The sequence below is a fragment of the Neisseria lactamica genome, assembly GCF_901482445.1.
GTDB classification, from domain to species: Bacteria; Pseudomonadota; Gammaproteobacteria; order Burkholderiales; family Neisseriaceae; genus Neisseria; species Neisseria lactamica.
Genome location: NZ_LR590477.1, coordinates 2,053,463 through 2,079,758 on the forward strand (window position 1 = coordinate 2,053,463; position 26,296 = coordinate 2,079,758).

26 protein-coding genes, 3 pseudogenes and 1 riboswitch are annotated in these 26,296 nt (G+C 53.6%); of the genes and pseudogenes, 18 read left to right on the forward strand and 11 right to left on the reverse strand.

Annotation, left to right across the window (positions count from 1 at the left end; translation table 11 throughout):
• Window positions 1-74: 74 nt before the first annotated feature.
• Window positions 75-698, reverse strand: coding sequence for a ribosome biogenesis GTP-binding protein YihA/YsxC (gene yihA, locus FGL10_RS11135; RefSeq protein ID WP_003710228.1), 624 nt, complete (start codon window positions 696-698; stop codon window positions 75-77).
• Window positions 699-908: 210 nt separating this feature from the next.
• On the opposite strand from yihA, the gene FGL10_RS11140 reads away from it, so the two are divergent.
• The 4 genes from FGL10_RS11140 (at window position 909) to tsaD (ending at window position 6,078) form a co-directional block, all read left to right on the forward strand.
• Window positions 909-1,532, forward strand: a complete 624-nt coding sequence (locus FGL10_RS11140) for a c-type cytochrome (RefSeq protein ID WP_003710226.1) — start codon at window positions 909-911, stop codon at window positions 1,530-1,532.
• 197 nt (window positions 1,533-1,729) lie between these two features.
• Window positions 1,730-3,754, forward strand: coding sequence for a cytochrome c biogenesis protein ResB (locus FGL10_RS11145; protein ID WP_138251459.1), 2,025 nt, complete (start codon window positions 1,730-1,732; stop codon window positions 3,752-3,754).
• Window positions 3,738-4,925, forward strand: coding sequence for a c-type cytochrome biogenesis protein CcsB (gene ccsB / locus FGL10_RS11150; RefSeq protein WP_003710221.1), 1,188 nt, complete (start codon window positions 3,738-3,740; stop codon window positions 4,923-4,925). The genes FGL10_RS11145 and ccsB overlap by 17 nt, the downstream gene beginning before the upstream one ends.
• A gap of 88 nt (window positions 4,926-5,013) precedes the next feature.
• Entirely contained in the window at window positions 5,014-6,078 is a 1,065-nt protein-coding gene (gene tsaD, locus FGL10_RS11155) for a tRNA (adenosine(37)-N6)-threonylcarbamoyltransferase complex transferase subunit TsaD (protein ID WP_003710219.1), read from the forward strand.
• 43 nt (window positions 6,079-6,121) lie between these two features.
• Here tsaD and FGL10_RS11160 read toward each other — a convergent pair whose 3' ends face one another.
• Window positions 6,122-6,973, reverse strand: a complete 852-nt coding sequence (locus tag FGL10_RS11160) for a lysophospholipid acyltransferase family protein (RefSeq protein WP_036470092.1) — start codon at window positions 6,971-6,973, stop codon at window positions 6,122-6,124.
• A 100-nt stretch (window positions 6,974-7,073) separates the two neighbouring features.
• A riboswitch (SAM-I-IV-variant riboswitch) is annotated at window positions 7,074-7,181 on the forward strand.
• Window positions 7,182-7,368: 187 nt separating this feature from the next.
• Between FGL10_RS11160 and metK the strand changes: the two genes are divergently transcribed.
• Entirely contained in the window at window positions 7,369-8,538 is a 1,170-nt protein-coding gene (gene metK / locus FGL10_RS11165; protein ID WP_036470085.1) for a methionine adenosyltransferase, read from the forward strand.
• Between the two features lie 63 nt (window positions 8,539-8,601).
• Here the strand turns inward: metK and dacB are convergent, their stop codons facing one another.
• Window positions 8,602-10,011 (reverse strand): D-alanyl-D-alanine carboxypeptidase/D-alanyl-D-alanine endopeptidase, encoded by a 1,410-nt coding sequence (gene dacB / locus FGL10_RS11170; protein WP_036470084.1) that lies wholly within the window; start codon window positions 10,009-10,011, stop codon window positions 8,602-8,604.
• Window positions 10,012-10,168: 157 nt separating this feature from the next.
• Here dacB and FGL10_RS11175 point away from each other — a divergent pair, with 157 nt between their 5' ends.
• Window positions 10,169-10,741 carry an NADPH-dependent FMN reductase gene (locus FGL10_RS11175; RefSeq protein ID WP_003710210.1) on the forward strand — a complete coding sequence of 191 codons (573 nt, stop codon included), beginning with the start codon at window positions 10,169-10,171 and terminating at the stop codon, window positions 10,739-10,741.
• A gap of 382 nt (window positions 10,742-11,123) precedes the next feature.
• On the opposite strand, the pseudogene FGL10_RS11185 reads toward FGL10_RS11175, so the two are convergent.
• Window positions 11,124-11,522, reverse strand: a pseudogene (locus tag FGL10_RS11185) (EamA family transporter); the annotation flags it as partial.
• 225 nt (window positions 11,523-11,747) lie between these two features.
• Here FGL10_RS11185 and ygiD point away from each other — a divergent pair.
• The 6 genes from ygiD to FGL10_RS11220 all read left to right on the forward strand — a co-directional run bounded on the left by ygiD (window position 11,748) and on the right by FGL10_RS11220 (window position 15,034).
• Window positions 11,748-12,533, forward strand: coding sequence for a 4,5-DOPA-extradiol-dioxygenase (ygiD, locus tag FGL10_RS11190; RefSeq protein ID WP_003710202.1), 786 nt, complete (start codon window positions 11,748-11,750; stop codon window positions 12,531-12,533).
• Between the two features lie 82 nt (window positions 12,534-12,615).
• A complete protein-coding gene (locus FGL10_RS11195; protein WP_003710200.1) occupies window positions 12,616-13,035 on the forward strand; it encodes a hypothetical protein in 420 nt (139 codons plus the stop codon).
• A 117-nt stretch (window positions 13,036-13,152) separates the two neighbouring features.
• Entirely contained in the window at window positions 13,153-13,527 is a 375-nt protein-coding gene (locus FGL10_RS11205) for a nuclear transport factor 2 family protein (RefSeq protein WP_003710199.1), read from the forward strand.
• A 92-nt stretch (window positions 13,528-13,619) separates the two neighbouring features.
• Window positions 13,620-14,273 carry an IS1595 family transposase gene (locus FGL10_RS11210; RefSeq protein ID WP_003710196.1) on the forward strand — a complete coding sequence of 218 codons (654 nt, stop codon included), beginning with the start codon at window positions 13,620-13,622 and terminating at the stop codon, window positions 14,271-14,273.
• 44 nt (window positions 14,274-14,317) lie between these two features.
• Window positions 14,318-14,611, forward strand: coding sequence for a MoaF-related domain-containing protein (locus FGL10_RS11215; protein ID WP_036470080.1), 294 nt, complete (start codon window positions 14,318-14,320; stop codon window positions 14,609-14,611).
• A gap of 45 nt (window positions 14,612-14,656) precedes the next feature.
• A complete protein-coding gene (locus FGL10_RS11220) occupies window positions 14,657-15,034 on the forward strand; it encodes a hypothetical protein (RefSeq protein ID WP_036470078.1) in 378 nt (125 codons plus the stop codon).
• Between the two features lie 44 nt (window positions 15,035-15,078).
• Here the strand turns inward: FGL10_RS11220 and FGL10_RS11225 are convergent.
• Window positions 15,079-15,758, reverse strand: a pseudogene (locus FGL10_RS11225) (transposase); the annotation flags it as partial.
• A gap of 141 nt (window positions 15,759-15,899) precedes the next feature.
• Window positions 15,900-17,393, reverse strand: a complete 1,494-nt coding sequence (rng, locus tag FGL10_RS11230; protein WP_003710189.1) for a ribonuclease G — start codon at window positions 17,391-17,393, stop codon at window positions 15,900-15,902.
• A 213-nt stretch (window positions 17,394-17,606) separates the two neighbouring features.
• On the opposite strand from rng, the gene grxC reads away from it, so the two are divergent.
• The 3 genes from grxC (at window position 17,607) to recG (ending at window position 20,456) form a co-directional block, all read left to right on the forward strand.
• Window positions 17,607-17,864, forward strand: a complete 258-nt coding sequence (gene grxC / locus FGL10_RS11235; RefSeq protein WP_002214462.1) for a glutaredoxin 3 — start codon at window positions 17,607-17,609, stop codon at window positions 17,862-17,864.
• Between the two features lie 20 nt (window positions 17,865-17,884).
• Window positions 17,885-18,328, forward strand: coding sequence for a protein-export chaperone SecB (secB, locus tag FGL10_RS11240; protein WP_002226664.1), 444 nt, complete (start codon window positions 17,885-17,887; stop codon window positions 18,326-18,328).
• Between the two features lie 85 nt (window positions 18,329-18,413).
• A complete protein-coding gene (gene recG / locus FGL10_RS11245; RefSeq protein ID WP_003710185.1) occupies window positions 18,414-20,456 on the forward strand; it encodes an ATP-dependent DNA helicase RecG in 2,043 nt (680 codons plus the stop codon).
• Window positions 20,457-20,533: 77 nt separating this feature from the next.
• On the opposite strand, the gene FGL10_RS12225 is transcribed toward recG, so the two are convergent.
• The 4 genes from FGL10_RS12225 to FGL10_RS11260 form a co-directional block, all read right to left on the reverse strand.
• Complete coding sequence (locus tag FGL10_RS12225) at window positions 20,534-20,851, reverse strand: hypothetical protein (protein WP_003710183.1); 318 nt, start codon at window positions 20,849-20,851, stop codon at window positions 20,534-20,536.
• A 43-nt stretch (window positions 20,852-20,894) separates the two neighbouring features.
• Window positions 20,895-21,938 (reverse strand): N-acetyl-gamma-glutamyl-phosphate reductase, encoded by a 1,044-nt coding sequence (argC, locus tag FGL10_RS11250; protein WP_003710180.1) that lies wholly within the window; start codon window positions 21,936-21,938, stop codon window positions 20,895-20,897.
• A gap of 73 nt (window positions 21,939-22,011) precedes the next feature.
• Complete coding sequence (locus FGL10_RS11255) at window positions 22,012-22,461, reverse strand: DUF6636 domain-containing protein (protein WP_003710179.1); 450 nt, start codon at window positions 22,459-22,461, stop codon at window positions 22,012-22,014.
• Between the two features lie 4 nt (window positions 22,462-22,465).
• On the reverse strand, window positions 22,466-23,686 hold the full coding sequence (locus tag FGL10_RS11260; RefSeq protein ID WP_003710175.1) for a YihY family inner membrane protein: 1,221 nt from the start codon (window positions 23,684-23,686) through the stop codon (window positions 22,466-22,468).
• A 516-nt stretch (window positions 23,687-24,202) separates the two neighbouring features.
• Here FGL10_RS11260 and queC point away from each other — a divergent pair.
• From queC to queD, 3 genes are all read left to right on the forward strand, one after another.
• Window positions 24,203-24,859, forward strand: coding sequence for a 7-cyano-7-deazaguanine synthase QueC (gene queC / locus FGL10_RS11275; protein WP_003710170.1), 657 nt, complete (start codon window positions 24,203-24,205; stop codon window positions 24,857-24,859).
• A gap of 134 nt (window positions 24,860-24,993) precedes the next feature.
• Window positions 24,994-25,515, forward strand: a complete 522-nt coding sequence (locus FGL10_RS11285) for a DUF1543 domain-containing protein (protein WP_003710167.1) — start codon at window positions 24,994-24,996, stop codon at window positions 25,513-25,515.
• A 6-nt stretch (window positions 25,516-25,521) separates the two neighbouring features.
• On the forward strand, window positions 25,522-25,944 hold the full coding sequence (gene queD, locus FGL10_RS11290; RefSeq protein WP_003710165.1) for a 6-carboxytetrahydropterin synthase QueD: 423 nt from the start codon (window positions 25,522-25,524) through the stop codon (window positions 25,942-25,944).
• A 187-nt stretch (window positions 25,945-26,131) separates the two neighbouring features.
• Here queD and FGL10_RS12230 read toward each other — a convergent pair.
• Window positions 26,132-26,245: pseudogene (locus FGL10_RS12230) on the reverse strand (IS5/IS1182 family transposase); the annotation flags it as partial.
• Window positions 26,246-26,296: the final 51 nt, after the last annotated feature.

The following is a 26,296-nucleotide window of genomic DNA, read 5'->3' on the forward strand; positions in this document are numbered from 1 at the left end:
GGGCGGATAATTTTTCAAATGTTTGCGGCCGGTCAAGCGCGTGAAGGCGCGGTTTCCATATAATAGGGCTGACTTTATGCCGAAGGCGGGGTGCCGGCATCCGTTTCGGCAAACCAGTTTCCGACCGTCCGTCCGACTTCCTCTATCCCCTGCCTTTTCAGGCTGGAAAACAGTTGTACGCCGATATTTTGCCGTTCGGAATAAGGTTTGAGCAGTTTTTTGACTTGGGACAGGGTTTTTATCTGTTCGTTTTTGGATAATTTGTCGGATTTTGACAGCAGGATGTGAACCGGCCTGCCGGTCGTATGGAAAAAGTCCAGCATACGGATGTCGAGTTCTTTCAAAGGATGGCGGGCATCCATAATCAAAACCAGCCCGATAAGCTGTTTCCGATAACGGAGGTAGTCGCCGAGCAGATTGACCCAATGCGAGCGTACCGCTTCGGGGACTTGGGCATAACCGTAGCCGGGCAAATCGACCATAAAGTTGCCGTTCTGCAACTCGAAAAAATTGATATGCTGCGTCCGCCCCGGCGTTTTGGAAACATAGGCAAGGCGGGTATGGTTGGTCAGTGTGTTGATGGCGCTGGATTTTCCCGCGTTGCTCCTGCCGACAAAGGCAATTTCGAGCGGGGTGTCGGGCAGGTCTTTAAGGTGGTTGACGGTCGTGAAAAATTTGGCATTCTGAAAAAGGTTCATCACTGTTCCTTAATAATGGTTGAAACCCCGCCTTCCTCCGGCGGCGGGAATACGCGGTCGGTTTTGTGTGAAACGCAGTAGTAATTTAATGTAAATTTAGTATAGAATATCACGTTTGCAGAATTATCGGTTTGTCCGGGTCGAAAATCCCGTATTTGAATATAAAAAGAGCATTGTTGCCTTATCCAATGCTGTAATCAGGAGCACTCCATGAAACGATTGACTTTATTGGCCCTTGTTTTGGCTGCCGGCACGGTTTCCGCATTACCCGCAGCAGACGTGGCAAAAGGCAAACAGGTTGCCGCAACGGTTTGTGCGGCTTGCCATGCAGCAGACGGTAACAGCGGCATTGCGATGTACCCCCGTTTGGCAGGGCAGCATTCCGCCTATATCTACCATCAAACCATCGGTATCCGCGACGGCGCCCGCACCCACGGCTCGGCTGCCGTGATGAAGCCGATGGTAATGAATTTGAGCGATCAGGATATTTTGAATGTATCCGCATTCTATGCCAAACAGCAGCCGAAATCGGGCGAGACGAATCCGAAAGAAAATCCCGAATTGGGTGCAAAAATCTATCGCGGCGGCTTGGCGGATAAAAAAGTACCCGCCTGTATGTCCTGCCACGGTCCGAGCGGTGCGGGTATGCCGGGCGGCGGAAGCGAGATTCAGGCTTATCCGCGTTTGGGCGGGCAGCATCAGGCATATATTGTTGAACAGATGAATGCCTACAAGTCCGGTCAGCGCAAAAATGCCATTATGGCGGATATTGCAAACCGGCTGTCCGAAGAGGAATTGAAGGCGGTTGCCAATTTTATCCAAGGTTTGCATTGATTTCATCATAGTCTGCTTCAGAAGCCGTCTGAAAAGGTTTTCAGGCGGCTTCAGACAATTTTGCGATAAGTTTTTTTAATTGCACCCGTTATGGTTGGCGCGGCCGGTCTGAACCGCCTTGAAATAACAAGTGCCGGGACAGTAGAATCCAAACCTTGCCTGCCTGCCCATATTCCTGATGGCGGAATGAACACACGATGAGTAAACCCCGTAAACCCACACCGCCCCTGTCCCGTCAGTGGTTCGCTTTTTTCAGTTCGATGCGTTTTGCCGTTGCCCTACTCAGTTTGCTGGGTATTGCGTCGGTTATCGGCACGGTTTTGCAGCAAAATCAGCCGCAGACGGATTATTTGGTCAAATTCGGACCTTTTTGGGCGCAGATTTTTGGTTTTTTGGGTTTGTACGATGTCTATGCCTCGGTATGGTTTGTCGTCATTATGATGTTTTTGGTGGTTTCCACCGGTCTGTGCCTTATCCGCAACGTTCCGCCGTTTTGGCGCGAAATGAAGTCTTTCCGGGAAAAGGTCAGGGAGAAATCTCTGGCGGCAATGCGCCATTCCGTGCTGATGGATGTAAAAATTGCGCCCGAAGTTGCCAAACGTTATTTGGAAGTACAAGGTTTTAAGGGAAAAATCATTAACCGTGAGGACGGTTCGGTTTTGATTGCGGCCAAAAAAGGCACGATGAACAAATGGGGCTATATCTTTGCCCACCTTGCTTTGATTGTCATTTGTCTGGGCGGTTTGACAGACAGCAACCTGCTGCTGAAGCTGGGTATGCTGGCAGGGCGGATAGTCCCGGATAACCGGGCGGTTTATGCCAAGGATTTCAAGCCCGAAAGTATTTTGAGTGCGGGCAATTTGTCGTTCAGGGGCAATGTCAATATTTCGGAAGGGCAAAGTGCGGATGTGGTTTTCCTGAATGCTGACAACGGGATGTTGGTTCAGGATCTGCCTTTTGAAGTCAGGCTGAAAAAATTCCATATCGATTTTTACAATACGGGTATGCCGCGTGATTTTGCCAGCGATATTGAAGTGACGGACAAGGCGACCGGTGAGAAACTCGAGCGCACCATCCGCGTGAACCATCCTTTGACCTTGCACGGCATCACGATTTATCAGGCAAGCTTTGCCGACGGCGGTTCGGATCTGGCATTCAAGGCGTGGAATCTGGGTGATGCTTCGCGCAAACCTGCCGCATTGAAGGCAATGTCTATGCGTCAGTTCCCCTTGGATATCGGCAGGCATAAATACCGTCTTGAATTCGACCAGTTCACTTCGATGAACGTGGAGGATATGAGCGAGGGCGGGGAACGGGAAAAAAGCCTGAATGCCGCCTTGAACGATGTCCGCGCCGTTTCCCAGGAGGGTAAGAAATACACCAATATCGGTCCTTCCATCGTGTACCGCATCCGTGATGCGGCAGGGCAGGCGGTCGAATATAAAAACTATATGCTGCCGATTTTGCAGGACAAAGATTATTTTTGGCTGACCGGCACGCGCAGCGGTTTGCAGCAGCAATACCGCTGGCTGCGTATTCCCTTGGACAAACAGTTGAAGGCGGACACCTTTATGGCGTTGCGCGAGTTTTTGAAAGACGGGAAGGCGCGCAAACGCCTGATAGCCGATGCCGTTAAAGACGCGCCTGCCGAAATCCGGGAACAGTTTATGCTGGCGGCGGAAAACACGCTGAGTATCTTTGCACAAAAAGGCTATTTGGGATTGGATGAGTTTATTACGGCGAAGATTCCGAAAGAACAGCAGGAGAAAATGCAGGGTTATTTTTACGAGATGCTTTACGGTGTGATGAACGCCGCTTTGGATGAAACCATCCGCCGGTACGGATTGCCGGAATGGCGGCAGGATGAGGCGCGAAACCGCTTCCTGCTGCACAGTATGGATGCCTATACGGGCTTGACGGAATATCCCGCCCCGATGCTGCTGCAACTGGACGGATTTTCGGAAGTGCGCTCCTCCGGTTTGCAGATGACCCGCTCGCCGGGCGCGGTTTTGGTTTATTTCGGCTCGGTGCTGTTGGTATTGGGTACGGTATTTATGTTTTATATACGCGAAAAGCGGGCGTGGCTGTTGTTTTCAGACGGCAAAATCCGCTTTGCTATGTCTTCCGCCCGCAGCGAACGGGATGTGCAAAAAGAGTTTCCAAAACACGTCGAGAGTCTGCAACGGCTCGGTAAGGATTTGAATTATGACGCAACACATTAAAACCCTGCCCGAACACGAGCTCCTGCTTGAAAAATCCTTTATCCGCAACCTGAATGCCCTAGATTGGCTGTTTGCCCTGTCGGTGTTCGGGGGGGCGGTGTTTGTTCAGGCGCGTTTCGGTATCCGGCTGGATGTTTACGAAACGGCCATTCTGTGGGCAAGTGCCGGTATTGCCGTGTTTTTGGGCTGGTTTTTCAAGCCGATGCGCGGATTTATCCCTTTGAACGTATTGCTTGCTTATGCTGCCGTCGGTTTGTACGGCGGCAACATCAAATCGGCAGACGGTTTCCTGCTGCGGTATTTCCTCAGCAGCCAGTCGGCGATTATGTGGCAGTGCGCATTCGTCTTTTTCGCCCTGTTTGCCTATATTTCGGGCGCGGTTTTGGCAAGCGTGAAAAATGTGCCGGGCAATACGCTTTTGAATATGGGTACCGTCTTTGCCTGGGTGTCGGCGCTGGCGGGGTTTACAGGGCTTTTGGTGCGCTGGCACGAAAGTTATCTGCTCCGTCCGGATGCCGGGCATATCCCCGTGTCCAACCTTTATGAAGTCTTCATCCTGTTTCTGGTGATTACCGCGCTGATGTATTTGTATTATGAAAGAAAATTCGCCGTGCAAAAACTGGGCGGATTCGTATTCGGCTTTATGGCGGTCGTCGTCGGCTTTGTGTTGTGGTACAGCGTGTCCCGCGAGGCGCACACCATCCAGCCGCTGATTCCCGCGCTTCAGTCTTGGTGGATGAAAATCCACGTTCCGGCAAACTTTATCGGTTACGGTGCGTTCTGTATTTCCGCGATGTTGGGCATTGCCGAGCTGTTTTCCCTGCGTGCGGAAGAAAAGGGCGGAAAACTATGGCTGCCGCCGTCGGCATTGATTGACGAGGTGATGTATAAGGCGATTGCCGTCGGCTTTTTGTTCTTTACCATTGCGACCATTTTGGGTGCGCTGTGGGCGGCGGACGCGTGGGGGCGTTATTGGAGCTGGGACCCGAAAGAGACGTGGGCGTTTATCGTTTGGCTGAATTACGCCGTGTGGCTGCATTTGCGGCTGGTGGCGGGCTGGCGCGGGCGCGTGTTGGCTTGGTGGGCGGTAATCGGACTGTTTGTCACTGCCTTTGCCTTTGTCGGGGTCAATATGTTTTTGAGCGGGCTGCATTCTTACGGAACGCTTTGATACGGTGCGACAATGCCGTCTGAAGGCTTCAGACGGCATTTCCCGCTTCGGGCGCGCCGGTTTTTTCATTTTCGGACGGTATCGGATTATGTTGGTATTGGGAATCGAATCTTCTTGCGACGAAACAGGCGTTGCGCTTTACGATACGGAACGCGGTCTGTTGGCACATCATTTGCACACGCAGATGGCGATGCACGCGGAATACGGCGGGGTCGTGCCGGAATTGGCAAGCCGCGACCATATCCGCCGCCTCGTCCCGTTGACGGAAGGCTGCTTGAAGGAGGCCGGCGTGCCGTATGGCGGCATCGATGCGGTTGCCTTCACCCAAGGCCCCGGTTTGGGCGGTGCGCTGTTGGCGGGGTCGAGTTACGCCAATGCGCTGGCGTTGGCGTTGGGCAAGCCCGTCATCCCCGTCCACCATTTGGAAGGGCATTTGCTTTCGCCGCTGTTGGCGGATGAAAAACCCGACTTTCCTTTTGTCGCGTTGCTGGTTTCGGGCGGGCATACGCAGATTATGGCGGTCAGGGGCATAGGCGACTACGAGCTTTTGGGTGAGAGCGTCGATGATGCGGCCGGTGAGGCATTCGACAAAACGGCGAAACTGCTGGGCTTGCCGTATCCGGGCGGCGCGAAACTTTCCGAACTTGCCAAATCGGGCCGCCCCGATGCCTTTATTTTCCCGCGCCCGATGATTCATTCCGACGATTTGCAGATGAGTTTTTCAGGTTTGAAAACCGCCGTATTGACTGCCGTCGAGAAAGTGCGTGCGGCAAACGGTTCTCAAATCATACCCGAGCAGACACGCAACGACATTTGCCGCGCATTTCAGGATGCGGTTGTGGACGTATTGGCGGCAAAAGTGAAAAAGGCCTTGTTGCAGACGGGATTCAGAACGCTGGTTGTGGCCGGCGGTGTCGGTGCGAATTGGAAGCTGCGCGAGGAATTCGGCAAACTGACCGTCTGTATGCCGTCTGAAAAAGGCAGGCCGCAACCTGCGGCTGAAAAAATCAAAGTATTCTTCCCGCCGATGGCATATTGCACGGACAACGGCGCGATGATTGCCTTTGCCGGCGCGATGCATTTGAACGCGGGCAGGGAGGCAGGCGCATTCAATGTACGCCCGCGCTGGCCGTTGTCCGAAATCGTCAAATGACAAAATGCCGTCTGAAACCTGTTCGGACGGCATTTCCATATGTTTACGGCGTTTTGTAGCGGTTGTACATAAACAGATACTGCGTCGGGAAACGGCGTATCCAATATTCGGTATTGCGGTTGAACACGGCGGCATCGTGGGCTTTGTCGCCGTTCAATTCTCCTTGGACGGGGCGGATGTGCAAATCGAAACCTTGTCCGCCGGGCAGGCGTTCGCAGCAGAAAAACAGGGTTTTCACGCCTTTGACGTTTGCCAGTTTGGCCGCCAGCGTCATCGTATAGGCAGGTTTGCCGAAAAAGTCCGCCCATACGCCGTCGCCGCCTTCCTGAGGGGAGGGGACGTGGTCGGGTAGGACGATGGTTGCCTCGCCCGCGCGCAGGGCTTTGATGATTTGTTTGACCCCTTGTATGCCGGCAGGCGCGGTTTTTCCTTTGCCGCGAACCCTACCCGCCTGCATCACTTTGTCTATCGCTTTGATTTTTGGCGGCTTGTACATAGCGGTTAAGGGGAAGGGCAGCCGTTGGCTGATATATCGTCCACCTAAGTCGTAGCTGCCGATGTGCGGCGTGATAAAGAGCAGCCCTTCGCCTTTGTCCAAAGCCTGCTGCACGTGTTCCCAACCGTGTACCGATCGAAACAGCGTTTCGATGTCTTCCGGCTTTTTGAAAAACGCGGGGGCGAGTTCCAAACCGCATTTCGCCGTTTCCGCAAATACGGCTTTGACCGTCTGCGTGTCGGGATTTATGCCTGCCTGGCGCATATTGGCAACAATGCGCGCCCGGTCTTCTTGGCGCAGGTAAAATGCCAGATGCCCGAGGAAAACGCCCAGTTTGTGCAGTGAGGGCAGGGGCAGCAGGGAAAGGGATTTGAGCAGGGCGGTCAATAAGGTGTACATAGCGGGGCGCAAAGGGGGAAACAGCCCGAATTGTAAACGAAAGATGCCGTCTGAAAAAGGGAACGGCTTGCGGCGGCAGGGCTTTTCTGCTAACATCGCCCGCTTGCATCAAGAGTTGGAAATTCCATGCCAACCTGCTTTTCGAGGGAAAAGTAAGGTGGACGGTTGAAAAGCCGATGTGGCCGCAAAGGCAATCCAAACCCGCTTGATGCGGGAATTTTTTTGCCTGTTATGTTTGTACGGGCAGGATTCCGAACCGCTTTATCCAAGTGGGAATATTTATCATTCGGATGGAGCGCAGGTGGAAATTTTGTTATGATTTCCGTTGTGGGACGTATGATGAAACAACGGGTCGTCTGAAAGCAGGCGGCTTGTTTTTGAAGGAAAATATTGAAATGAGCGAATATCTGTTTACTTCCGAATCGGTATCCGAAGGCCATCCGGATAAAGTTGCCGACCAAGTATCCGATGCAATTTTGGATGCCATCTTGGCGCAAGACCCCAAAGCGCGTGTCGCCGCAGAAACCTTGGTCAACACAGGCTTGTGCGTATTGGCGGGCGAAATTACTACCACCGCCCAAGTGGACTACATCAAAGTCGCACGCGAAACCATCAAACGCATCGGCTACAACTCGTCCGAGCTGGGCTTTGATGCCAACGGCTGCGCGGTCGGCGTGTACTACGACCAGCAATCTCCCGACATCGCCCAAGGCGTGAACGAAGGCGAAGGCATCGACCTGAACCAAGGCGCGGGCGACCAAGGCTTGATGTTCGGCTATGCCTGCGACGAAACCCCGCCCCTGATGCCGTTTGCCATCTATTACAGCCACCGCCTGATGCAACGCCAAAGCGAATTGCGCAAAGACGGCCGCCTGCCGTGGCTGCGTCCCGACGCAAAAGCCCAACTGACCGTGGTTTACGACAGCGAAACTGGTAAAGTAAAACGCATTGATACCGTCGTCCTCTCTACGCAACATGACCCGGAAATCGGTTATGAAGAGCTGAAAAACGCCGTGATCGAACAGATTATCAAGCCTGTTTTGCCGTCTGAAATGCTGACCGACGAAACCAAATACCTGATCAATCCGACCGGCCGCTTCGTTATCGGCGGTCCGCAAGGCGATTGCGGTTTGACCGGCCGTAAAATCATCGTCGATACCTACGGCGGCGCAGCTCCGCACGGCGGCGGCGCATTCTCCGGCAAAGACCCGTCCAAAGTGGACCGTTCCGCCGCTTACGCCTGCCGTTATGTGGCGAAAAACATCGTAGCCGCAGGCTTGGCAACCCAATGCCAAATCCAAGTTTCCTACGCCATCGGCGTTGCCGAACCGACTTCGATTTCCATCGACACTTTCGGTACGGGCAAAATCAGCGAGGAAAAACTGATTGCCTTAGTTCGCGAACATTTCGACCTGCGCCCCAAAGGCATCGTCCAAATGCTCGACCTGTTGCGCCCGATTTACGGAAAATCCGCCGCTTACGGACATTTCGGCCGTGAAGAGCCTGAATTTACTTGGGAGCGCACTGATAAAGCAGTCGCATTGAAAGCAGCCGCAGGGCTGTAATTTCAGCTTGAACATCAAAAATGCCGTCTGAAGGTTCAGACGGCATTTTTATCTTTTCCTGTTTCAGGCGCGGCGTTCTTTGCACATCAGTTTCGCATCCAGCCAGCCGTCGCCGCCGGAGATGATGTTTTTGGCAACGAAGTTGTCCAAATCAGGCAGCAGGGAAACGGCGCGCCCGCTGTTGATGATGACGACGACGACCATCGGTTTGTCGCCCAGCCAGTAGCCTGCAAGGGCGCGGACATTGTTGAGCGTGCCGGTTTTCAGGCGCAGCAGCCCGCCGCTTTGTTTGAAGCGGTTGCGTAAAGTCCCGTCTGTGCCGGCGATGGGCAGCGTGTCGATGAAATCTTGTGCAAACGGGCTGAAATAAGCCGTTTCCAACATTTGCGCCATCATTCTCGCCGTTACCCTTTCTTTTCTGGACAGACCCGAACCGTTTTCCAAAACCAAATCCGCAACATCGATGCCTGACACGGCAAGTTCGCGCCGGACGGCAGACGCTGCCTGTTCGGAAACGGCGGGTAGTTTGCCGTTGCCGCCGAGTTTGAGGAAGACGGAACGCGCAATCAGATTGTCCGAACGCTTGTTCATGTCCGTCAAAATTTCCTTCATCGGCTTTGAGTGTGCAACGGCAAGCGTCTGCGCGCCTTCCGGCGTGTCGGCTATGCCGATGCCGTCTGAAATCCGTCCGCCGCCGAGCAGCCAGTGGTTGGTAAAACTTTGCCGGATCAGTTCGTCAAGCGCGAACATCCGGACACCGACAGGCTTGCCCAAACAGCTTTCGGGAATATTGCCGCGCAATTTCAGCGTATTGTCCGAAAAAGATGCACGCATCAGTTTTTTTACCGAAGGGCAGGCAGCTTGGGAGGCGGTAATTTTCAAGTTGTTTTGGGCGAAAATATGCGGCAAAGGCGGATCGGTGAGGATGTCGGTACTGCCGGCGGCATTGCGTTCGGCGCGCACCATAACCATACCGGCAGACAGCATAGTCGGATTTGGGGGCGTCATAAACGGCGAACCGCTGTCGGCTTCAAAATGGTCGGGACTGCCGACTTCGCCCCACAGCTTGTGGTCGAGTATCAGGTGTCCCGTGATATTGCGTATGCCTTTGTCGCGCAACTGTTTTTGAACATCAAGCAGGTTTTCCTGATTGAAAACGGGGTCGCCGCTGCCTGCCCAATACAAATCGCCATCGAGCGTGCCGTTACTCACTTTGCCGTTGCTTTTAAACTCGGTCGCCCAGCGGTAATTGCTGCCGAAGGTTTTGAAGGCGGCAAACGCGGTAACGAGTTTCATCGTGGAGGCGGGATTGACGGGGACATCCGCGCGATGGTCGATGACGACCCTGCCGCTGCCGAGTTCTTGGACATATACGGCGATTTCGTTTTGCGGAATGCGGCCCGTATCGAGCGCGTGTGCGGCGAGGGAGGCGAGAAGCAGCAGCAGAAAGGCCGCTGTTTTGGGGAAATTCATAGGTGAATCTGTTACATAAAAAAGCAATTATAAGGCAAAGCCGGATAAGTGGGAACGCCGGGGCGGCGGGCCGGCTTGTCCGCAGGGGAAATCGAATATATAATAATCGCTATCATTATTAAATGATTGAAACACACAAACTTAATATTCAGGAGGAATGATTGTGGCTAAGAAAATCAGTATTTTGGTGGGCAGCCTGCGCCGTGCTTCTTTTGCGCGCAAAGTAGCATTGAATGCGACGGAGATGTTCCCCGAAGGCTGGCAGGCGGAAATTGTCGAAATCGGACATCTGCCGCTTTACAATTTCGATTATGACGACCCTGCGGTGGAAGATGTGCCGCTACCCGAAAGCTACACGGCTTTCCGCGAAACGATTAAGGCTTCGGACGGCATTTTGTTCGTTACGTCCGAAAACAACCGCACCGTTCCCGCCTGTTTGAAAAATGCGGTGGACATCGGCTCGAAACCGAATGCCGACGTGGCGTGGAAAAACAAACCGGCCGGCATCATCAGCCATTCTGTCGGCAAGATGGGCGGTTACAGTTCCCAAAAAAACCTGCGCCTTGCGCTGTCTTATTTCGATATGCCCGTAACCGGACAGCCGGAAGTGTTTTTGGGCAATTCGCCGACGCTGTTTGATGAAAACGGTAAGTTGATTGACTCGGCAAGGGATTTTGTCCAAGGCTATATCGACCAGTTTGCCGCTTTGGTGGAAAAACACGCCAAGTAGTTTGAACAAGGACAGAAACCGCAGAATCTTGGTTCTGCGGTTTTTTGTTGCCGCTAAATTGCAGCTAATGTTCGAGTGTTAGAATAGCCGCGGTTTATTTTGAAGGGAAAGTTGATGCGTGTATTGTTGGATGCGCGAATGGATGCACCATTTGGGCTTTGATGCGGCGGTGATTGCCGATTAATCAAAAGTTTTCTGCTTGTTGATAAGCAGGTTTACGGCACGCAACAAACTTGCTGTATTTGCGCGCTTTTTGCTTTTGCAATTAGCCGTTTTTACATTGTCTTGGCAATAGGCATTGTTATTACCATATTGGGTATTACCGAATTCATCGCCAGCCAACAACATAGGTGTGCCATTGGCAAGCAGCAAGCTCATTAGCAAGCATCGCAATTCCCAAAACACCTGTTGCCGACCAAGCCCAAGCGGCTTTGGGCGGCATGATTTTGTCAATCAGCCAAGTGAACACCAGCACCATCAGCGTCTGCGTGGAACTCAGCACCGCCGCCAGTCCGCCCGGCAAGCGGTACGCCGCCACAAACAGCATGGCCTGGAAAAAGCCGATGTTCAAAAAACCGAGCAAGACAACGGTCGCCCATTCGTCGCGTTTCGGCATCCGCCGCGTCCACGCCAACAGCAAAAGTCCTGCAGGCAAAACACGGATTAAAGCGGCAGTAAACGGCCGGTTTGGCGGCAGAAATTCGGTGGTAACCAGATAAGTGCTGCCCCAAATCACGGGCGCAAGCGAGGTGGAAAGAAGAATGGCGGCGCGGCTTGTCATGGCGTTGTTCCTGAAGGCTTGGGTTATTTAGCTTGAAATCAAGATAAATAATAAAACATAGCCGTCTGAAATAGTGGGCAGGAATACTGCCTATCTTTATCTTTTACCCGTTTGCCGATTTGATTATTAACCAATAGTAAACATATCTATTCCAATTTAAGCATTTATTTCCCATTTGAATACAATTTATAATACCGACCATCAAAAACCCACAGGAGAACAATCATGAAAAAAATGCCTGTATTGTTTGTCGGTCATGGCAATCCGATGAATGCGTTGGACAAAAATAGTCCGTTTAACCAAAACTTCCGCCAAACGACGCAAACCTTTGAAAAACCCAAAGCCATTTTGATGATTTCGGCACATTGGTACAGCAGCCGTTTGCAGGTTACGTCGGGCGAAAATCCGCCGATGATTTACGATTTCCACGGCTTCCCCGAAGAACTCAGCCAAGTGCAATATCCCGCAAAAGGTTCGCCCGAATTGGCGGAAAAAGTGCGGTCATTATTGGCGCCGGAATCGGTGGAGATGAACCCGACGCGCGGTTTCGACCACGGCGCGTGGACGGAGCTGAAATATCTGTATCCCGATGCCGATGTGCCTGTGGTGCAGCTCAGCATCAACCGTTTGCAGCCTGCCGAGAGGCATTTTGCGCTGGCGAAAAAACTTGCTCCGCTGCGTGATGAAGGCGTGCTAATTATCGGCAGCGGCAACATTGTGCATAATTTGCGCGCGATCAGCTGGGAACACATCAACCAAATCGGGGCGGGCTACGATTGGGCGTTTGCCTTCCGTAATGAAATCAACCAAGCCATTGACGCGCAAAACGATGATTTGCTGGTGCATTACGGGCAATTGGGCGAAAACGCCGAACTTGCCGTGCCGACACCCGACCATTATCTGCCACTGCTTTATGTGATGGCATTGCGTGAGCCGAGTGATAAGGTCGCATTTTTCAACGACGAATTGATGGCAGGATCGTTAAGCATGACTTCGGTTTTAATCGGGTAAGGTGTGCCTTTCTGCCCGCCAAAATTTAAGGTCGTCTGAAAACGGTGGGCAAGAATGCCCGCCTACTAAAATAGGAGGCAAAATGAACGCCAAACTTTATTTTGAATCGGAAAAATTAGTGCTGCAATTCGGCGGACAAACCATTGACATTCCGCTTTCCATTGCAAAGCTGCAAGCCCGATTCACGCCCTATCCGCCAAGCGAAATGGCGTGGGAAGAAGCCATTATGCAAGTGGAAGATTTGATTTCGCCTTACCGCGACGTTTTAAAAGATTATCGTGTGATTGAACTTTATCACGCCGAACCGTTGCAAATATTGGCGGATGAAAATCGGCAGATTTCCACCGAGATTTTTGAAACAGCATTCGCTGTATTAGCAGGCTACCGCCCAACCCGCGATTTGCCAAAACTTGCCCATCATGCGACATCGGCAGCGTTTGTATTGGTGATGCGCGAATGGATGCACCATTTGGGCTTTGAGGTGGCGGCGATTGCCGATTAATCAAAAGTTTCCTGCTTGTTTGTCAGCAGGTTTACGGCACGCAACCAACGTGCTATCTTTACACGCTTTTTGCTTCGGCAATTAGCTGTTTTTACTATCATTTTAAGAGGAATTTTTATGTCTAATGCAAAAATCGTGAGCGATTATTTAGATGTTGTTTTCAACCAAAAAGACGTGGCAAAAGCCGAAACCTACTGGGCGGGCGATATGATCCAACATAACCCAAGTATGCCCAACGGTTTGGACGTATTGCGCGGTTTTATCCAATCGCCGGATGCACAAGCGATGAGCTATGAACAAGGCATCATTATGGAAGACGGCGATTATGTGATGGTTCATGGCCGCTACAACAACTGGGGCGGCAAAACCATGCTTGCCGTTGATATTTTCCGCTTGGAAAACGGCAAAGTGGTGGAACATTGGGACGTGATGCAGGAAGAAGTGCCTGCGGATAAAGCCGTAAACGGCAACGCAATGTTCCCTGTGAAATAATTGTTTGACAACGAATTTTTAACGAAGAAGGAGCCTATCATGGCAAATAAATTGGGGCTGTACTAGATTAGCAGATATGTTACCCTCAAAGTATGAAGATAACACACTGCAAATTAAAGAAAAAAGTACAGAAAGAACTGCTCCGTTTTTTTGTGCTGGAAGTTACCGCCCGTTCTGCCGCCGATATTTTGGGTATCCATCCCAATTCGGCAGCACTGTTCTACCGTAAAATCCGCACGGTTATCAATTATCATTTGGCCTTGGCTGCCGATGAGGTTTTTGAGGGCCCTGTCGAGCTGGACGAAAGCTATTTCGGCGGACGGCGTAAAGGCAGACGTGGTCGCGGTGCGGCAGGAAAAGTGGTTGTCTTCGGCATTCTGAAACGCAACGGACGGGTCTATACCGTTATCGTAGATAATGCCAAGTCTGAAACGTTACTCCCTGTCATCAAAAAGAAAATCATGCCGGACAGTATTGTTTATACCGATAGTCTGAGCAGCTACGACAAGTTGGACGTGAGCGGTTTTATCCATTACCGTATCAACCATTCCAAGGAATTTGCAGACCGTCAAAACCACATTAACGGCATTGAGAACTTTTGGAATCAGTCAAAACGCGTCTTGCGAAAATACAACGGAATCGATCGTAAATCTTTCCCGCTGTTCTTGAAAGAATGCGAATTTCGATTTAACTTCGGCACACCGTCCCGGCAGCTAAAAATTCTACGGGATTGGTGTGGAATTTAGGGCTAATCTAGTACAGCCCCAATAAATTTCCCCCTGTCGGCAAAATCTACCAAGCAAAATTCGGCGAACTGGCTTACCACCTGAATTTTGACGCAGACGGCAAAACCATGACCTTTACCAGCATCGGCACGGCAAAACCCGTTGCCGAACCCGAGGTCAAAGTAAACTACACCGCAACCGAAGTCGCCGACATGGTGTTTATGGTTACCTGGGCAGAGCCTGATGGCTCGACCGTAACCCACGTCGAAGATTTCAACAACGCCGTCGTTTACACCAACATCACTTTGCCCGACCATACGTTCCTGAATTACAAAGGCACGTTTACCGAAGTGAAATAATCGATATGCCGTCTGAACGTCTGCTTCAGACGGTTTTTTAAAACAATGTGGTTTCTTTTTGCTTTTGTCTTCGCCGTCCTCATCTTCTGTTTTGTCGGCAAACGTCCTGCCCGCCTGCTCAAGCGCGGTCAATTCGTACGCGCCCAACAAATTGAAGTACAGGGGAAATTATTTTATTTTGAAGAGGTTGCCTTCGACGATTATCATCAGGCATTGCACCACTATTTCTACCTGATTCCCCAATTTTCCGACCGAAAAGACCTGCTGGAAACCAAATACAGTTATCTGGATTGGACGGATACAACCCTGCGCTTTTCCGATTGCACCCTGCAACTCGTCCGCCGCGTGGATAAAATCGTGCTGATAAAAAGCCACACGCCCATGAGCATTGCTGAATTTGAGCGACTGACGAAAGGGATTTGAGCGGTTTTAAAACGTAGAACGTGCTTCTGTTTTGGCAAAATTTGCAGTCCTTCCAGCAAAGGCGACAGGTGGTTGCACTCATGGGTATTGGCGGGGGTAATGTGCAGTTTCCCGATATAGCCTTCCTCATCGGTACGGGTATGTTGTTTGTAACCGAGTCTGTATAAACCGTTTTTCTTTATCCAAGGGGCATCGCTGTCTTGACTCGGTGTGGTTTGGCCGCTGACTTGTCCTTCCCCATCGACTTCTATAGCCTGACGCTGTTTGCTGCCGGCGGTCTGAATAATGGTGGCATCAATGACGACGGCGGATGCTTTCTCTACTTTTAGGCCTTTTTCGGTCAATTGTCGATTAATCAGTTCCGGCAATTCGGACAGGGTGTCGTCTTGCGCCGCCGGTTGCGGTAGCGGCATAAGGTGCTGTAATCGGGGATGCCCAGTTCGTCGAAACGGCAAAACAGGTTGAAGTCGATGCGGGTGATGAGGCTGTGTTCGAGTTCGGGATCGGAGAGGCTGTGCCATTGTCCGAGCAGGACGGCTTTGAACATGGATAGCAGTGGATAGGCGGGGAGGCCGCGGTGGTCTCGAAGGTAACGGGTTCTTTGACGGTTCAGGTACTGCTTGATCGGTTGCCAATCAATCACCTGATCCAACTTCAATAGTGGGAAGCGGTCAATGTGCTTGGCAATCATGGCTTGTGCGGTTTGCCGGAAGAAGGTGTTCATGGAAAATCCCCTAAATGTCTGGGTGGGAATTTAGGGGATTTTGGGGAATTTTGCAAAGGTCTCAGGCTGCTGATACGCGCCTTGTTGGACAAGGAAACCCTGAAATAGACAGATGCCGTCTGAAGGCTTCAGACGGCATTTTTACATCAGCACAATATCGTATTGTTCCTGTGTGTAAGCGGTTTCGACCGCCAGCGAAATCGGTTTGCCGATGAAATCTATCAGCATTGCCAAGGATTGCGATTCTTCGTCCAAAAACAAATCGATAACGTTGGGGGCGGCGAGGATGCGGAAACTTTCGGCATCGTAACGGCGCGCTTCGCGGACGATTTCGCGCTGGATTTCGTAGCACACGGTTTGCGGCGTTTTCAGACGGCCTCTGCCTTGGCAGGAAGGGCAGGGTTCGCAGAGGACTTGGTTTAAGTTTTCGCGCGAACGTTTGCGCGTCAGCTCGACCAGCCCCAAATGGGTAAAGCCGTGCAGGGTGATGCGCGTGCGGTCGAAGGCGAGGGCTTTGGCAAGCTCCTGCAACACGGCTTCGCGGTGGCTTTCCTGCGCCATATCGATGAAGTCGATGATGATGATGCCGCCGAGGTTACGCAGCCTCAATTCGCGGGCGATGGTGTGGCAGGCTTCAAGGTTGGTGCGGAAGATGGTTTCATCGAAATTGCGTGCGCCGACGAAGCCGCCGGTATTTACATCTATCGTGGTCATCGCTTCGGTGGACTCGATAATCAGGTAGCTGCCGAAGTTGAGGTTGACGCGCGGTTGCAGGGCGCGGCTGATTTCCTGTTCGACGTTGTGGGTTTCAAACAGCGGGCGTTCGCCCTTGAACAATTCTATCCTGCCCAATGCGCCGTGGACGTATTGTTCGGCAAAACGCGTCATCCGTCCGTGGTTTACGGTGGAATCGACGAGGATTTTCTGCGTGTCGCAGCCGACCATATCGCGCAACACGCGCAGGCTTAAAGGCAAATCCTGATAAAGCAGGGTTTCGGGCGGTTGGATTTTTGCCTGTTCTTGGATGTGTTCCCACACTTTGGTCAGGTAGTCGATGTCGGACTGGAGCTGTTCGTCGGTGGCGTTTTCGGCGTTGGTGCGGATGATGTAGCCCCGGCAGGCGTTTTCCGGCAGGAGCTTGTTGAGGCGTTCGCGCAGGCTGCTGCGTTCGGCATCGTCCTCGATGCGCTGGGATACGCCGATGTGGTCTTCCTGCGGAAGGTGGACGAGGAAACGCCCCGCCAGCGAGATTTGGGTGGAAAGCCGCGCGCCTTTGGTGTTGATGGGGTCTTTGATGACCTGCACCAAAACCGACTGCCCTTCAAACAGCATATGTTCGATGCGCTGGGTTTCTTCGGGGTTACGGCGTTGCTCGAGGACATCGACGATGTGTAAAAACGCCGCGCGTTCCAAACCAATGTCGATGAACGCGCTCTGCATTCCGGGCAATACGCGGCGCACCACGCCCAAATAGATATTGCCGACCAGGCTGTGCCCGCTGTTGCGCTCGATGTGCAGCTCGCAGATATTGTTTTCCTCCAACACCGCCACACGCGTTTCCTGCGGCGTGATGTTGACCAATATCGTTTCGGGCGGGCGCGCGATGTCTTTGGGGATGGGGAGTCCTGACAACATGGTTTTTCCTGAAAATGTAATAAAAATATTTTTGCACCCGTTCCGCCGCGCAGCGCGGGTGCAAAAATATTTTTCACAATGCCTATCATACTTTAAAAAAGAAAGTTTGACACATTCCGCACTTGCCGTCTGAATGTGCATCTGTTCCGCACTTGCCAAACGGAGCGATTGCCCCTATATTGATTATCATTGCAAAACTTTCGGAAACCCAATATGCAGACCGTTACCATGTACACAGGTCCGTTTTGTCCCTACTGCACGATGGCGAAAAGGCTGCTGCACGCGGCAGGTGTCGGACATATCGACGAAATCCGTGTCGATGCAAGCCCCGAAGCCTTTGCCGAAATGCAGCAGCTTTCGGGACAGCGCAGCGTGCCGCAGATTTTCATCGGCGAAACGCACGTCGGCGGATTTACCGACCTCTACCGCCTCCAGCAGGAAGGCGGTTTGGACGGACTGCTGAACCCTTAACCCCCAACTAGGAAAACACAATGAGCGAAGAACTGCAACCCGTATTCAGCATCGAGCGACTGTATGTCAAAGACTTGTCTTTGGAAGTGCCGCACGCGCCGCAAATCTTTTTGGAACAGGGCGAGCCCGAAGTGGATATGCGCGTTTCCACCGGCAGCCAAAAGCTGGAAGACGGTTACTACAACGTGGACGTTACCGTTACCGTTACCGCCAAATTGGATAACGAGCGCACGATGTTTTTGAACGAAGTAACCCAAAGCGGTATTTTCCGTCTGGAAAACATCCCCGAAGAAGATGCCGACCTGCTGCTCGGCGTGGCGTGTCCGAACATCCTCTTCCCTTACGCGCGCGAAGCGGTTTCCGGTACGGTAACGCGCGCCGGCTTCCCGCCCGTCCTGCTTGCGCCGATTAATTTTGAGGCGATTTACCAACAACAGCAGGAAGCCGAAGCCGCCGGGGCTTGATTCCTGCCTGCCGATGCCGTCTGAATCCGTTTCAGACGGCATTTTTGTTTTCGGATAAAATAGGCGCGTCCAAAGGAATCCGCCTATGATGTCGCCCGAAACCCAGAAACAGCTCAAAATCACCGATGTTTCCGCCAAGAAGCTCGACAAACTCAACCTCCATACCGCGTGGGATTTGGTTTTGCATCTGCCGCTGCGTTACGAGGACGAGACGCACATTATGCCGATTAAGGACGCGCCGATCGGCGTGCCGTGTCAGGTTGAGGGTGAGGTTATCCATCAGGAAGTAACGTTCAAACCGCGCAAGCAGCTGATTGTCCAAATTGCCGACGGCTCAGGCAGCGTCCTTTTTCTGCGCTTCATCCACTTTTACGCCGGCCATCAGAAACAGATGGCGGTCGGTAAACGCATCCGCGCCGTGGGAGAAATCAAACACGGGTTTTACGGCGATGAGATGATTCATCCCAAAATCCGTGATGCCGAGAGCAGTGGTTTGGCGGAAAGCCTCACGCCGATTTATCCGACCGTAAACGGTTTGAACCAGCCCACTTTGCGCCGCATCATTCAGACGGCGTTGGACGTTACGCCGCTGCACGACACGCTGCCCGATGCCCTGCTATGCCGTCTGGAGCTGCCGCACCTTGCCGAAAGCCTGCGTCTTCTGCACGCGCCGCCGCCGAGTTTCACGATTCATCAGCTTTCAGACGGCGCGCTGCCGGCGTGGCAGCGGCTCAAATTCGACGAACTTTTGGCGCAACAGCTTTCTATGCGCTTGGCACGGCAGAAGCGCATCGGCGGCTCGGCGGCGGCATTGCGCGGCAATGGCGTATTGACCCAAGCCCTGCGCCGCGCCCTGCCGTTTGCCCTGACCGATGCACAAGAAAACGTGTTGGCGGAAGTTCAAACCGATATGGCGCAAACGCACCCGATGCACCGCCTGCTGCAAGGCGATGTCGGCAGTGGCAAAACCATAGTCGCCGCCTTGTCTGCTTTGACGGCTATTGAATCTGGCGCACAGGTTGCCGTGATGGCCCCCACTGAAATCCTTGCCGAACAACATTTTATTAAATTTAAACAATGGCTCGAACCTTTGGGTATTGAGGTTGTCCGCCTTTTTGGCAGTTTGCGTAAAAAAGCTAAAGACGAAGCCAAAGCCAAACTCGCCGACGGCAGCGTCAAAATCGCCGTCGGCACGCACGCCCTGTTTTCAGACGGCGTGGCGTTTCACAATTTGGGCCTGACCATCGTGGACGAACAGCACCGTTTCGGCGTTGCCCAACGCCTCGCCCTCAAAAACAAAGGGCGCGAAGTCCACCAGCTGATGATGTCCGCCACGCCCATCCCGCGCACGCTTGCGATGAGTTTTTTCGCCGATTTGGACGTGTCCGTCATCGACGAATTGCCGCCCGGGCGCACACCGATTAAAACCCGCCTCGTCAACAACGTCCGCCGCGCCGAAGTCGAAGGCTTCGTCCTCAATACTTGCCGCAAAGGGCGGCAGGCGTATTGGGTTTGTCCGCTGATTGAAGAAAGCGAAACCCTGCAATTGCAAACCGCCGCCGAAACCCTCGCCCGGCTTCAGACGGCATTGCCCGAACTCAATATCGGACTGGTACACGGGCGCATGAAGGCCGCCGAAAAGGCCGAAGTGATGGCGCGGTTTTCTTCGGGGGAACTGAATGTCTTAGTCGCCACCACCGTCATCGAAGTCGGCGTAGATGTGCCCAACGCCGCCCTGATGGTCATCGAACACGCCGAGCGCATGGGCTTGGCGCAGCTGCACCAATTACGCGGGCGGGTAGGGCGCGGCGCGGCAGAAAGCGTGTGCGTCCTCTTATTTGCCGAATCCTTGGGCGAACTCGCCAAAGCGCGGTTGAAAGTGATTTACGAACACACCGACGGCTTTGAAATCGCCCGCCAAGACCTCAACATCCGCGGCCCCGGCGAATTTCTCGGCGCGCGCCAAAGCGGCGTGCCTATGCTGCGCTTCGCCAAGCTTGAAGAAGACTTACACCTTTTGGAACAAGCGCGCGAAACTGCCCCGATGCTGATTGAACAAAACCCCGAAATCGTCGAAGCGCATTTGGCAAGATGGCTTTCCGGCAGGGAAAGGTATTTGGGCGTGTGAGCGAAATGCCGCCGGAAATATTGGAAAAAAGTGCAACGGAATCTGATTTTCGCTATTTTTGACACATTTTCATCATTTCAAATCCCGTTATTGCCAAGTGGGCGGAAACCGGCAATGAGAAGCCGCAGAGACTTATCGGGAAAAACGGCAAGCCTTCCGCCGTCATTCCCGCGGAGGCGGGAATCTGGAAATGAAAAAACCACGGTGTTATCGGCAATGACTGAAACCGGAGAAATGACGGAATCGAAGCGTGTGGAAATGTGTCGGAAATCGCTGAAGCCGGATAAACTAGATTCCCGCTTTTGCGGGAATGACGGGATTTTAGGTTTTTGTTTTCGCGGGAATGATGAGCCAAAAACCGTCCGAATCAAAAAACCGCCGCTTTCAGACGGCATCAAAAAACCGCAGGCACGATGCCTGCGGTTTGCCGTTTGCGCTTCAGGGGAGCAGGGGGATGCCGCCCAAGCCGTGCGTTTCCTCCAGTCCGAACATAATGTTCATGTTTTGCACCGCCTGTCCCGCCGCGCCTTTGACGAGGTTGTCGATGACGGAAAGGACGACCCACACGTCGGATTGCGCCGCCTGTTGGATGCTGATGCGGCAGAGGTTTGCGCCGCGCACGCTGCGGGTTTCGGGTGTCGAACCGGCAGGCAGGATGTCCACGAACGGGCTGTCGCGGTAATAGTCGCGCAGGACGGTTTCGGGGCAGATGCCGTCTGAAAGGTGGAGGTAAACGGTGGCGTGCATACCGCGTATCATCGGCGCGAGGTGCGGCGTGAACACGAATCCTTCGGCGATGCCGTCCTGAAGCCCGGCGATGGTCTGTCTGATTTCGGGCAGGTGGCGGTGTCCGGCTATGCCGTAGGCTTTGAAGTTGTCGCCGGCTTCGCACAACAGCGAACCGACATTGCCTTTCCTGCCCGCGCCGGATACGCCGGATTTGCAGTCGGCAATCAGCGGCATACCGGGCTTCAGACGGCCTTGCCGCAACAGCGGCACGAGCGGCAGGGATACGCAGGTCGGATAGCAGCCCGGGTTGGCGACGAGGCGCGCCTGTGCGACGGCTTCGCGGTTGAGTTCGCTCAATCCGTACACGGCTTGGGAAACGAGGCCGGGGGCGGCGTGGGGCATACCGTACCAGTGTTCCCATACCGGGATGTCGCGTATGCGGAAGTCGGCGGAAAGGTCGATGACGCGCACGCCCTGTTCAATCAGGCGCGGCGCGTCTTTCATGGCGATGCCGTTGGGCGTGGCGAAGAAGACGATGTCGCATTGTTCCAAACCTGCCTCGTCGGGCGTTTGGAAGGCGAGGCCGTACACGCCGCGCAGACTTGGAAAGTAATCGGCAACTGCGGTTCCCGCTTCGCTGCGGCTGGTTACGGCGGCGACTTCGACATCGGGATGGGCGGCAAGCAGGCGCAGCAGTTCCACGCCCGTGTAGCCCGTCGCGCCGACAATGCCGGCTTTGATTTTTTTGCTCATGGTTTTTCCTTTGTGTGGTTGGCGGGTATGCCGTCCGAACGCTGCAAAACTGCGGTTCGGACGGCATTCTGTTTTAAAACATACGCTGCCGTTTGCGGTTGAGCAGGAAGCCGTGTCCTGCCGAGTTGGTGCAGAGTACGCCGTTTTCGAGGCTGCCGCACTGCCAACCTGTGCCTTTGATGCTGCTGCCGTAGGCGAGGACGGGCGGTTCGGGGCTGTACGGGTAGTCGCTGTAACAGCTCATATAGGCTTTCCCTTTGTTGTCGATATTGAACACGTTGCCCCAGTCGAATCCGCATCCTTTGGGTTTCGGCATAGCGGGTTTGGTATTGCCGGTTTCGTGGATGAAGCAGGATACGCCGTGCCACGGTTCTTCGCCTTCCTGCGGTCCGGTGTCGCCTCCGCAGACGATGTTGCCGCTCGGGGATTGGAAGTTGACGGTAAAAACGCCGTCGGGCGCATCGGCGCGCGCCGAAGCAAAGGCGGCTGCGGAAATGAAGATGAGGAGGTTTTTCGGCTGCATCGTTTTATCCTTCGGACAGCGGTTGGGACGGCTGGGGGGCGGTTTGCCCGGTTTGCGCGGCAAACTCCGCCAGCGTTATCTCTAAAGATTGAAGGCAGGGTTGCACCAGCCTGCCGACGGCTTGTCCGACAGGGTTTTGATTGGCGGCGCAAGGGCGGTACGCAAAGCGTTTGAAGAGTATGTCTAATTTAATGGCATCCGCCCCTGTCTTTAAAACCCAGCCCTGCCGCCCGGAATAAACATAACCGTAGTGCGCCAGTTTGTCCAAGAGCGCGCCCAACTCGTCGTAGCCCATACCGATATGCCGTCTGAACTGCCGGACCCGCAGGGCTTTGCCGCGTTTTTGCGCCGCGTCGAGCAAGAGTAAAATGTCCAACACATCGTCAAAGCCGCCGCGCGCGTCCGCATTTTTCCGAAACGCCCCACCCTGCCAATACGACAGGGAGGCCGTCAGCACCGCCCCGCCCAAGACCAGCGTCCACAACAGGTTCAGCCACAACAGGAAAAACGGCACGGCGGCAAACGCGCCGTAAATCGAGCGGTAGCCGTCGAAACTGCCCATATACCACACGAAAACCGCGCGCGCGCACCACAGGCACAAAGCCGTCGCCGCCGCCCCGATCAAGGCGTGCCGCGCGGGTACGAAACGGTTGGGGACAAAGCAGTACAGCCCCCACAACAGCAGCACCGTTCCCAGCGGCATCGCCAGCGGGCGCAACAGCCACGATTCCCCCCATCCCGCCGTCAGCGAGATGCCCACGCCCAAAAACAGCGGCCCGCAAGTCAGCAGGGCCCAATAAACGAGGAACTGCATCATCCAAGGACGCTGCGCGCCGACGCGCCAAATGCGGTTAAACGCCTGGTCTATCGTCCGAACCAGCATCAGCGACGTGACGAACAGCATCACGCTGCCGATGGCGGTCAGGCTGCCTGCCTGCCGGCGGAACGCGTCGAGGTAATCCAGCACCTTGTCCGCCCCTTGCGGCACGACGGTTTGTTTGACGAAGGACACAAACGCACCCGACCAGCTCTCAAATACCGGAAAGACCGAAACCGCCGCCACCGTTACCGTCAGCACCGGCACCAAAGCCAGCAGCGTGGTAAACGTCATACTCGCCGCCGCCTGAGGTACGCGCTCTTCGCTGAAACGGCGGGCGACAAACAGCAGGAAGGCAACGCCGCCGTTTTCCATACCTTTTTGCCAATACTTTGAAAATACCGTCATTTTTATATGCCTGTACCGAACGGAAAGCACAAATTGTAACCGAAACCGCCGCCGTCCCCAAATCCGGCATCCGTTGCGCCGCAGGTGCGGGGCCGGATAAAGGCAGGCCGGATTCTTTGCAGGCGCATCGCTTATGGGGGGCTTCGTTTTCAAATGTCGTCTACAAAATGAATAAGCCCCCGATTTTTTTATTTTGACGGCGTTTCAATACTGAAAAATAATTGCCTTTTCCCCGGCAAATAGTCGGAATCGGCGGATGGTTCAGACGCAGCCTTTATTTTTTCCCAATATCGGCAAGGTCTTGGCCGGCTGGGGGCGGCGCATCGTGATGCGTCAAATTCCGCGAACAGGCTGTTTTTCGGAGATTTCAAGCCGCGCCGTTTCCCGACCGGATGCCCCCGCGGCTTCAGACGGCATCGGCGGCGGTACGCAATCCGCATCCGGAGTTTGCTATAATCCGATTTTTCCAACTTCGCGGTTCGCAACCCTCCCGCGTTACCAAAACTAGGATTCGATATGTCAAACCAACAAGCCCTGGTCATCTTTTCGGGCGGTCAGGATTCGACCACCTGCCTGATTCAGGCGGTTCAAACCTACGGGCGCGAAAACGTCCGGGCGATTACTTTCCAATACGGGCAACGCCACGCCGTCGAGCTGGAACGCGCTGCTTGGATTGCACAGGATTTGGGCGTTCCACAAACACTGGTTGATTTAAACTTGATGAAAACCATCACGCACAACGCCCTGATGGACGAAGCCGCCGCCATCGAAACCGTCGATAACGGCGTTCCCAACACCTTTGTGGACGGACGCAACGCGCTTTTCCTGCTCTACGCCGCGATTCACGCCAAAGGGCAGGGGATACGGCACATCATCGCCGGCGTGTGCGAAACCGATTTTTCCGGCTATCCCGACTGCCGCGATGTATTCGTCAAATCGATGAACGTTACCCTTAATTTGGCGATGGACTATGATTTCCAAATCCACACGCCGCTGATGTATCTGACCAAGGCGCAAACTTGGGCGTTGGCGGACGAAATGGGCGCGCTGGACTATATCCGCGAGCAAACCCACACCTGCTATAACGGCATTGTCGGCGGCTGCCACGAATGCCCGAGCTGTATCTTGCGCGAACGCGGGTTGGCGGAATATTTGGAAAGTATAGTGGATTAACAAAAATCAGGACAAGGCGACGAAGCCGCAGACAGTACAGATAGTACGGCAAGGCGAGGCAACGCCGTACTGGTTTAAATTTAATCTACTATAAAAAGACCGTCTGAACACGCGCAAACCACAAGGAATACGATATGCCCAAGCTCCATATGTTTTACCTCGGCGGCAATGCCGGCAGGTCGAATATCGAAGTGCACGACATCCAATTTGCCGTGTGCGACGACTACCGCGAAGCCGTCCCCGCACTCAAAGCCGCGTGGTTTGGCGATGCGGACAAAATCCACATCGACGGCTGGCAGATTGTCGAATGGGCGGACGGTTACGATGTCTGCGTGAGTGAGGCGGAAGAACATACCGCAATGCCGTCTGAACACGCCCCGCGCCTGTATTTCGCCAATGTCGGCGGTTATCGCGCGGGTCAGCTTGCCGAAGCGCACGCTTTCGGGCTGTTCGCCGCCGCCACGCCTGCCGAAGCCAAACAAAAAGCCCTGCAAACCCTGCTGCCCAACGGTTATATGCAGCGGCACAAAGACAACTTAAAAGACGTGGACAACCTGCTTGCGCTCGATCGCATCGGCAATTTCCATATCCGCCTGACCCCGAATCCGCACGGCAAGCCTGCCGAAATCGGCTTTCAGGGCTATTTGCCCATTTGAGAACCCATGAAAATCACCAAAATCTTCACTTTCGACTCCTCGCATATGCTCGACGGGCATGACGGCAAATGCCAAAACCTGCACGGGCATACCTACAAACTCGAAATCACCGTTTCAGACGGCATCGTCAGTGGCGGGCCGAAAGACGGAATGGTGATGGACTTTACCGACTTGAAAGCCATTGTGAAACAACACATTACCGACCCCTTCGACCACGCGTTTATCTACCACGGCGGCAACGGCCGCGAATCCCAAATCGCCGCGCTTTTGGAGGGCTGGGACATGAAAACCCTGCGCCTGCCCTGCCGCACCACTGCCGAAAATATGGCGGTCGAAATGTACGGCCGTTTGCAAAACGCGGGGCTGAACGTGTGCGGCGTGAAATTGTGGGAAACGCCGACATCGTGTGCGGAGTATGAAGGGGGGTAGGAGATAGTTTGAACGTATCGATATAGTGAATTTGAATGAAACTTGCACTAAGCTGTCATTCCCGCGCAGGCGGGAATCCAGACCTTGATTTATCAGGAATATTTAAAAATTGCAGCAATTCCAACTCTCTGGATTCCCGCCTGCGCGGGAATGACAGTGTGGGGCGTCCTTATTTGAATCTGCTTTATAGTGGATTAAATTTAAACCAGTACAGCGTTGCCTCGCCTTGCCGTACTATCTGTACTGTCTGCGGCTTCGTCGCCTTGTCCTGATTTAAATTTAATCCACTATAAAACGGTTTTTTTCCAGTAAGGATTCCCCCGTTTTTTCAGACGGCATTCCATATCAAATA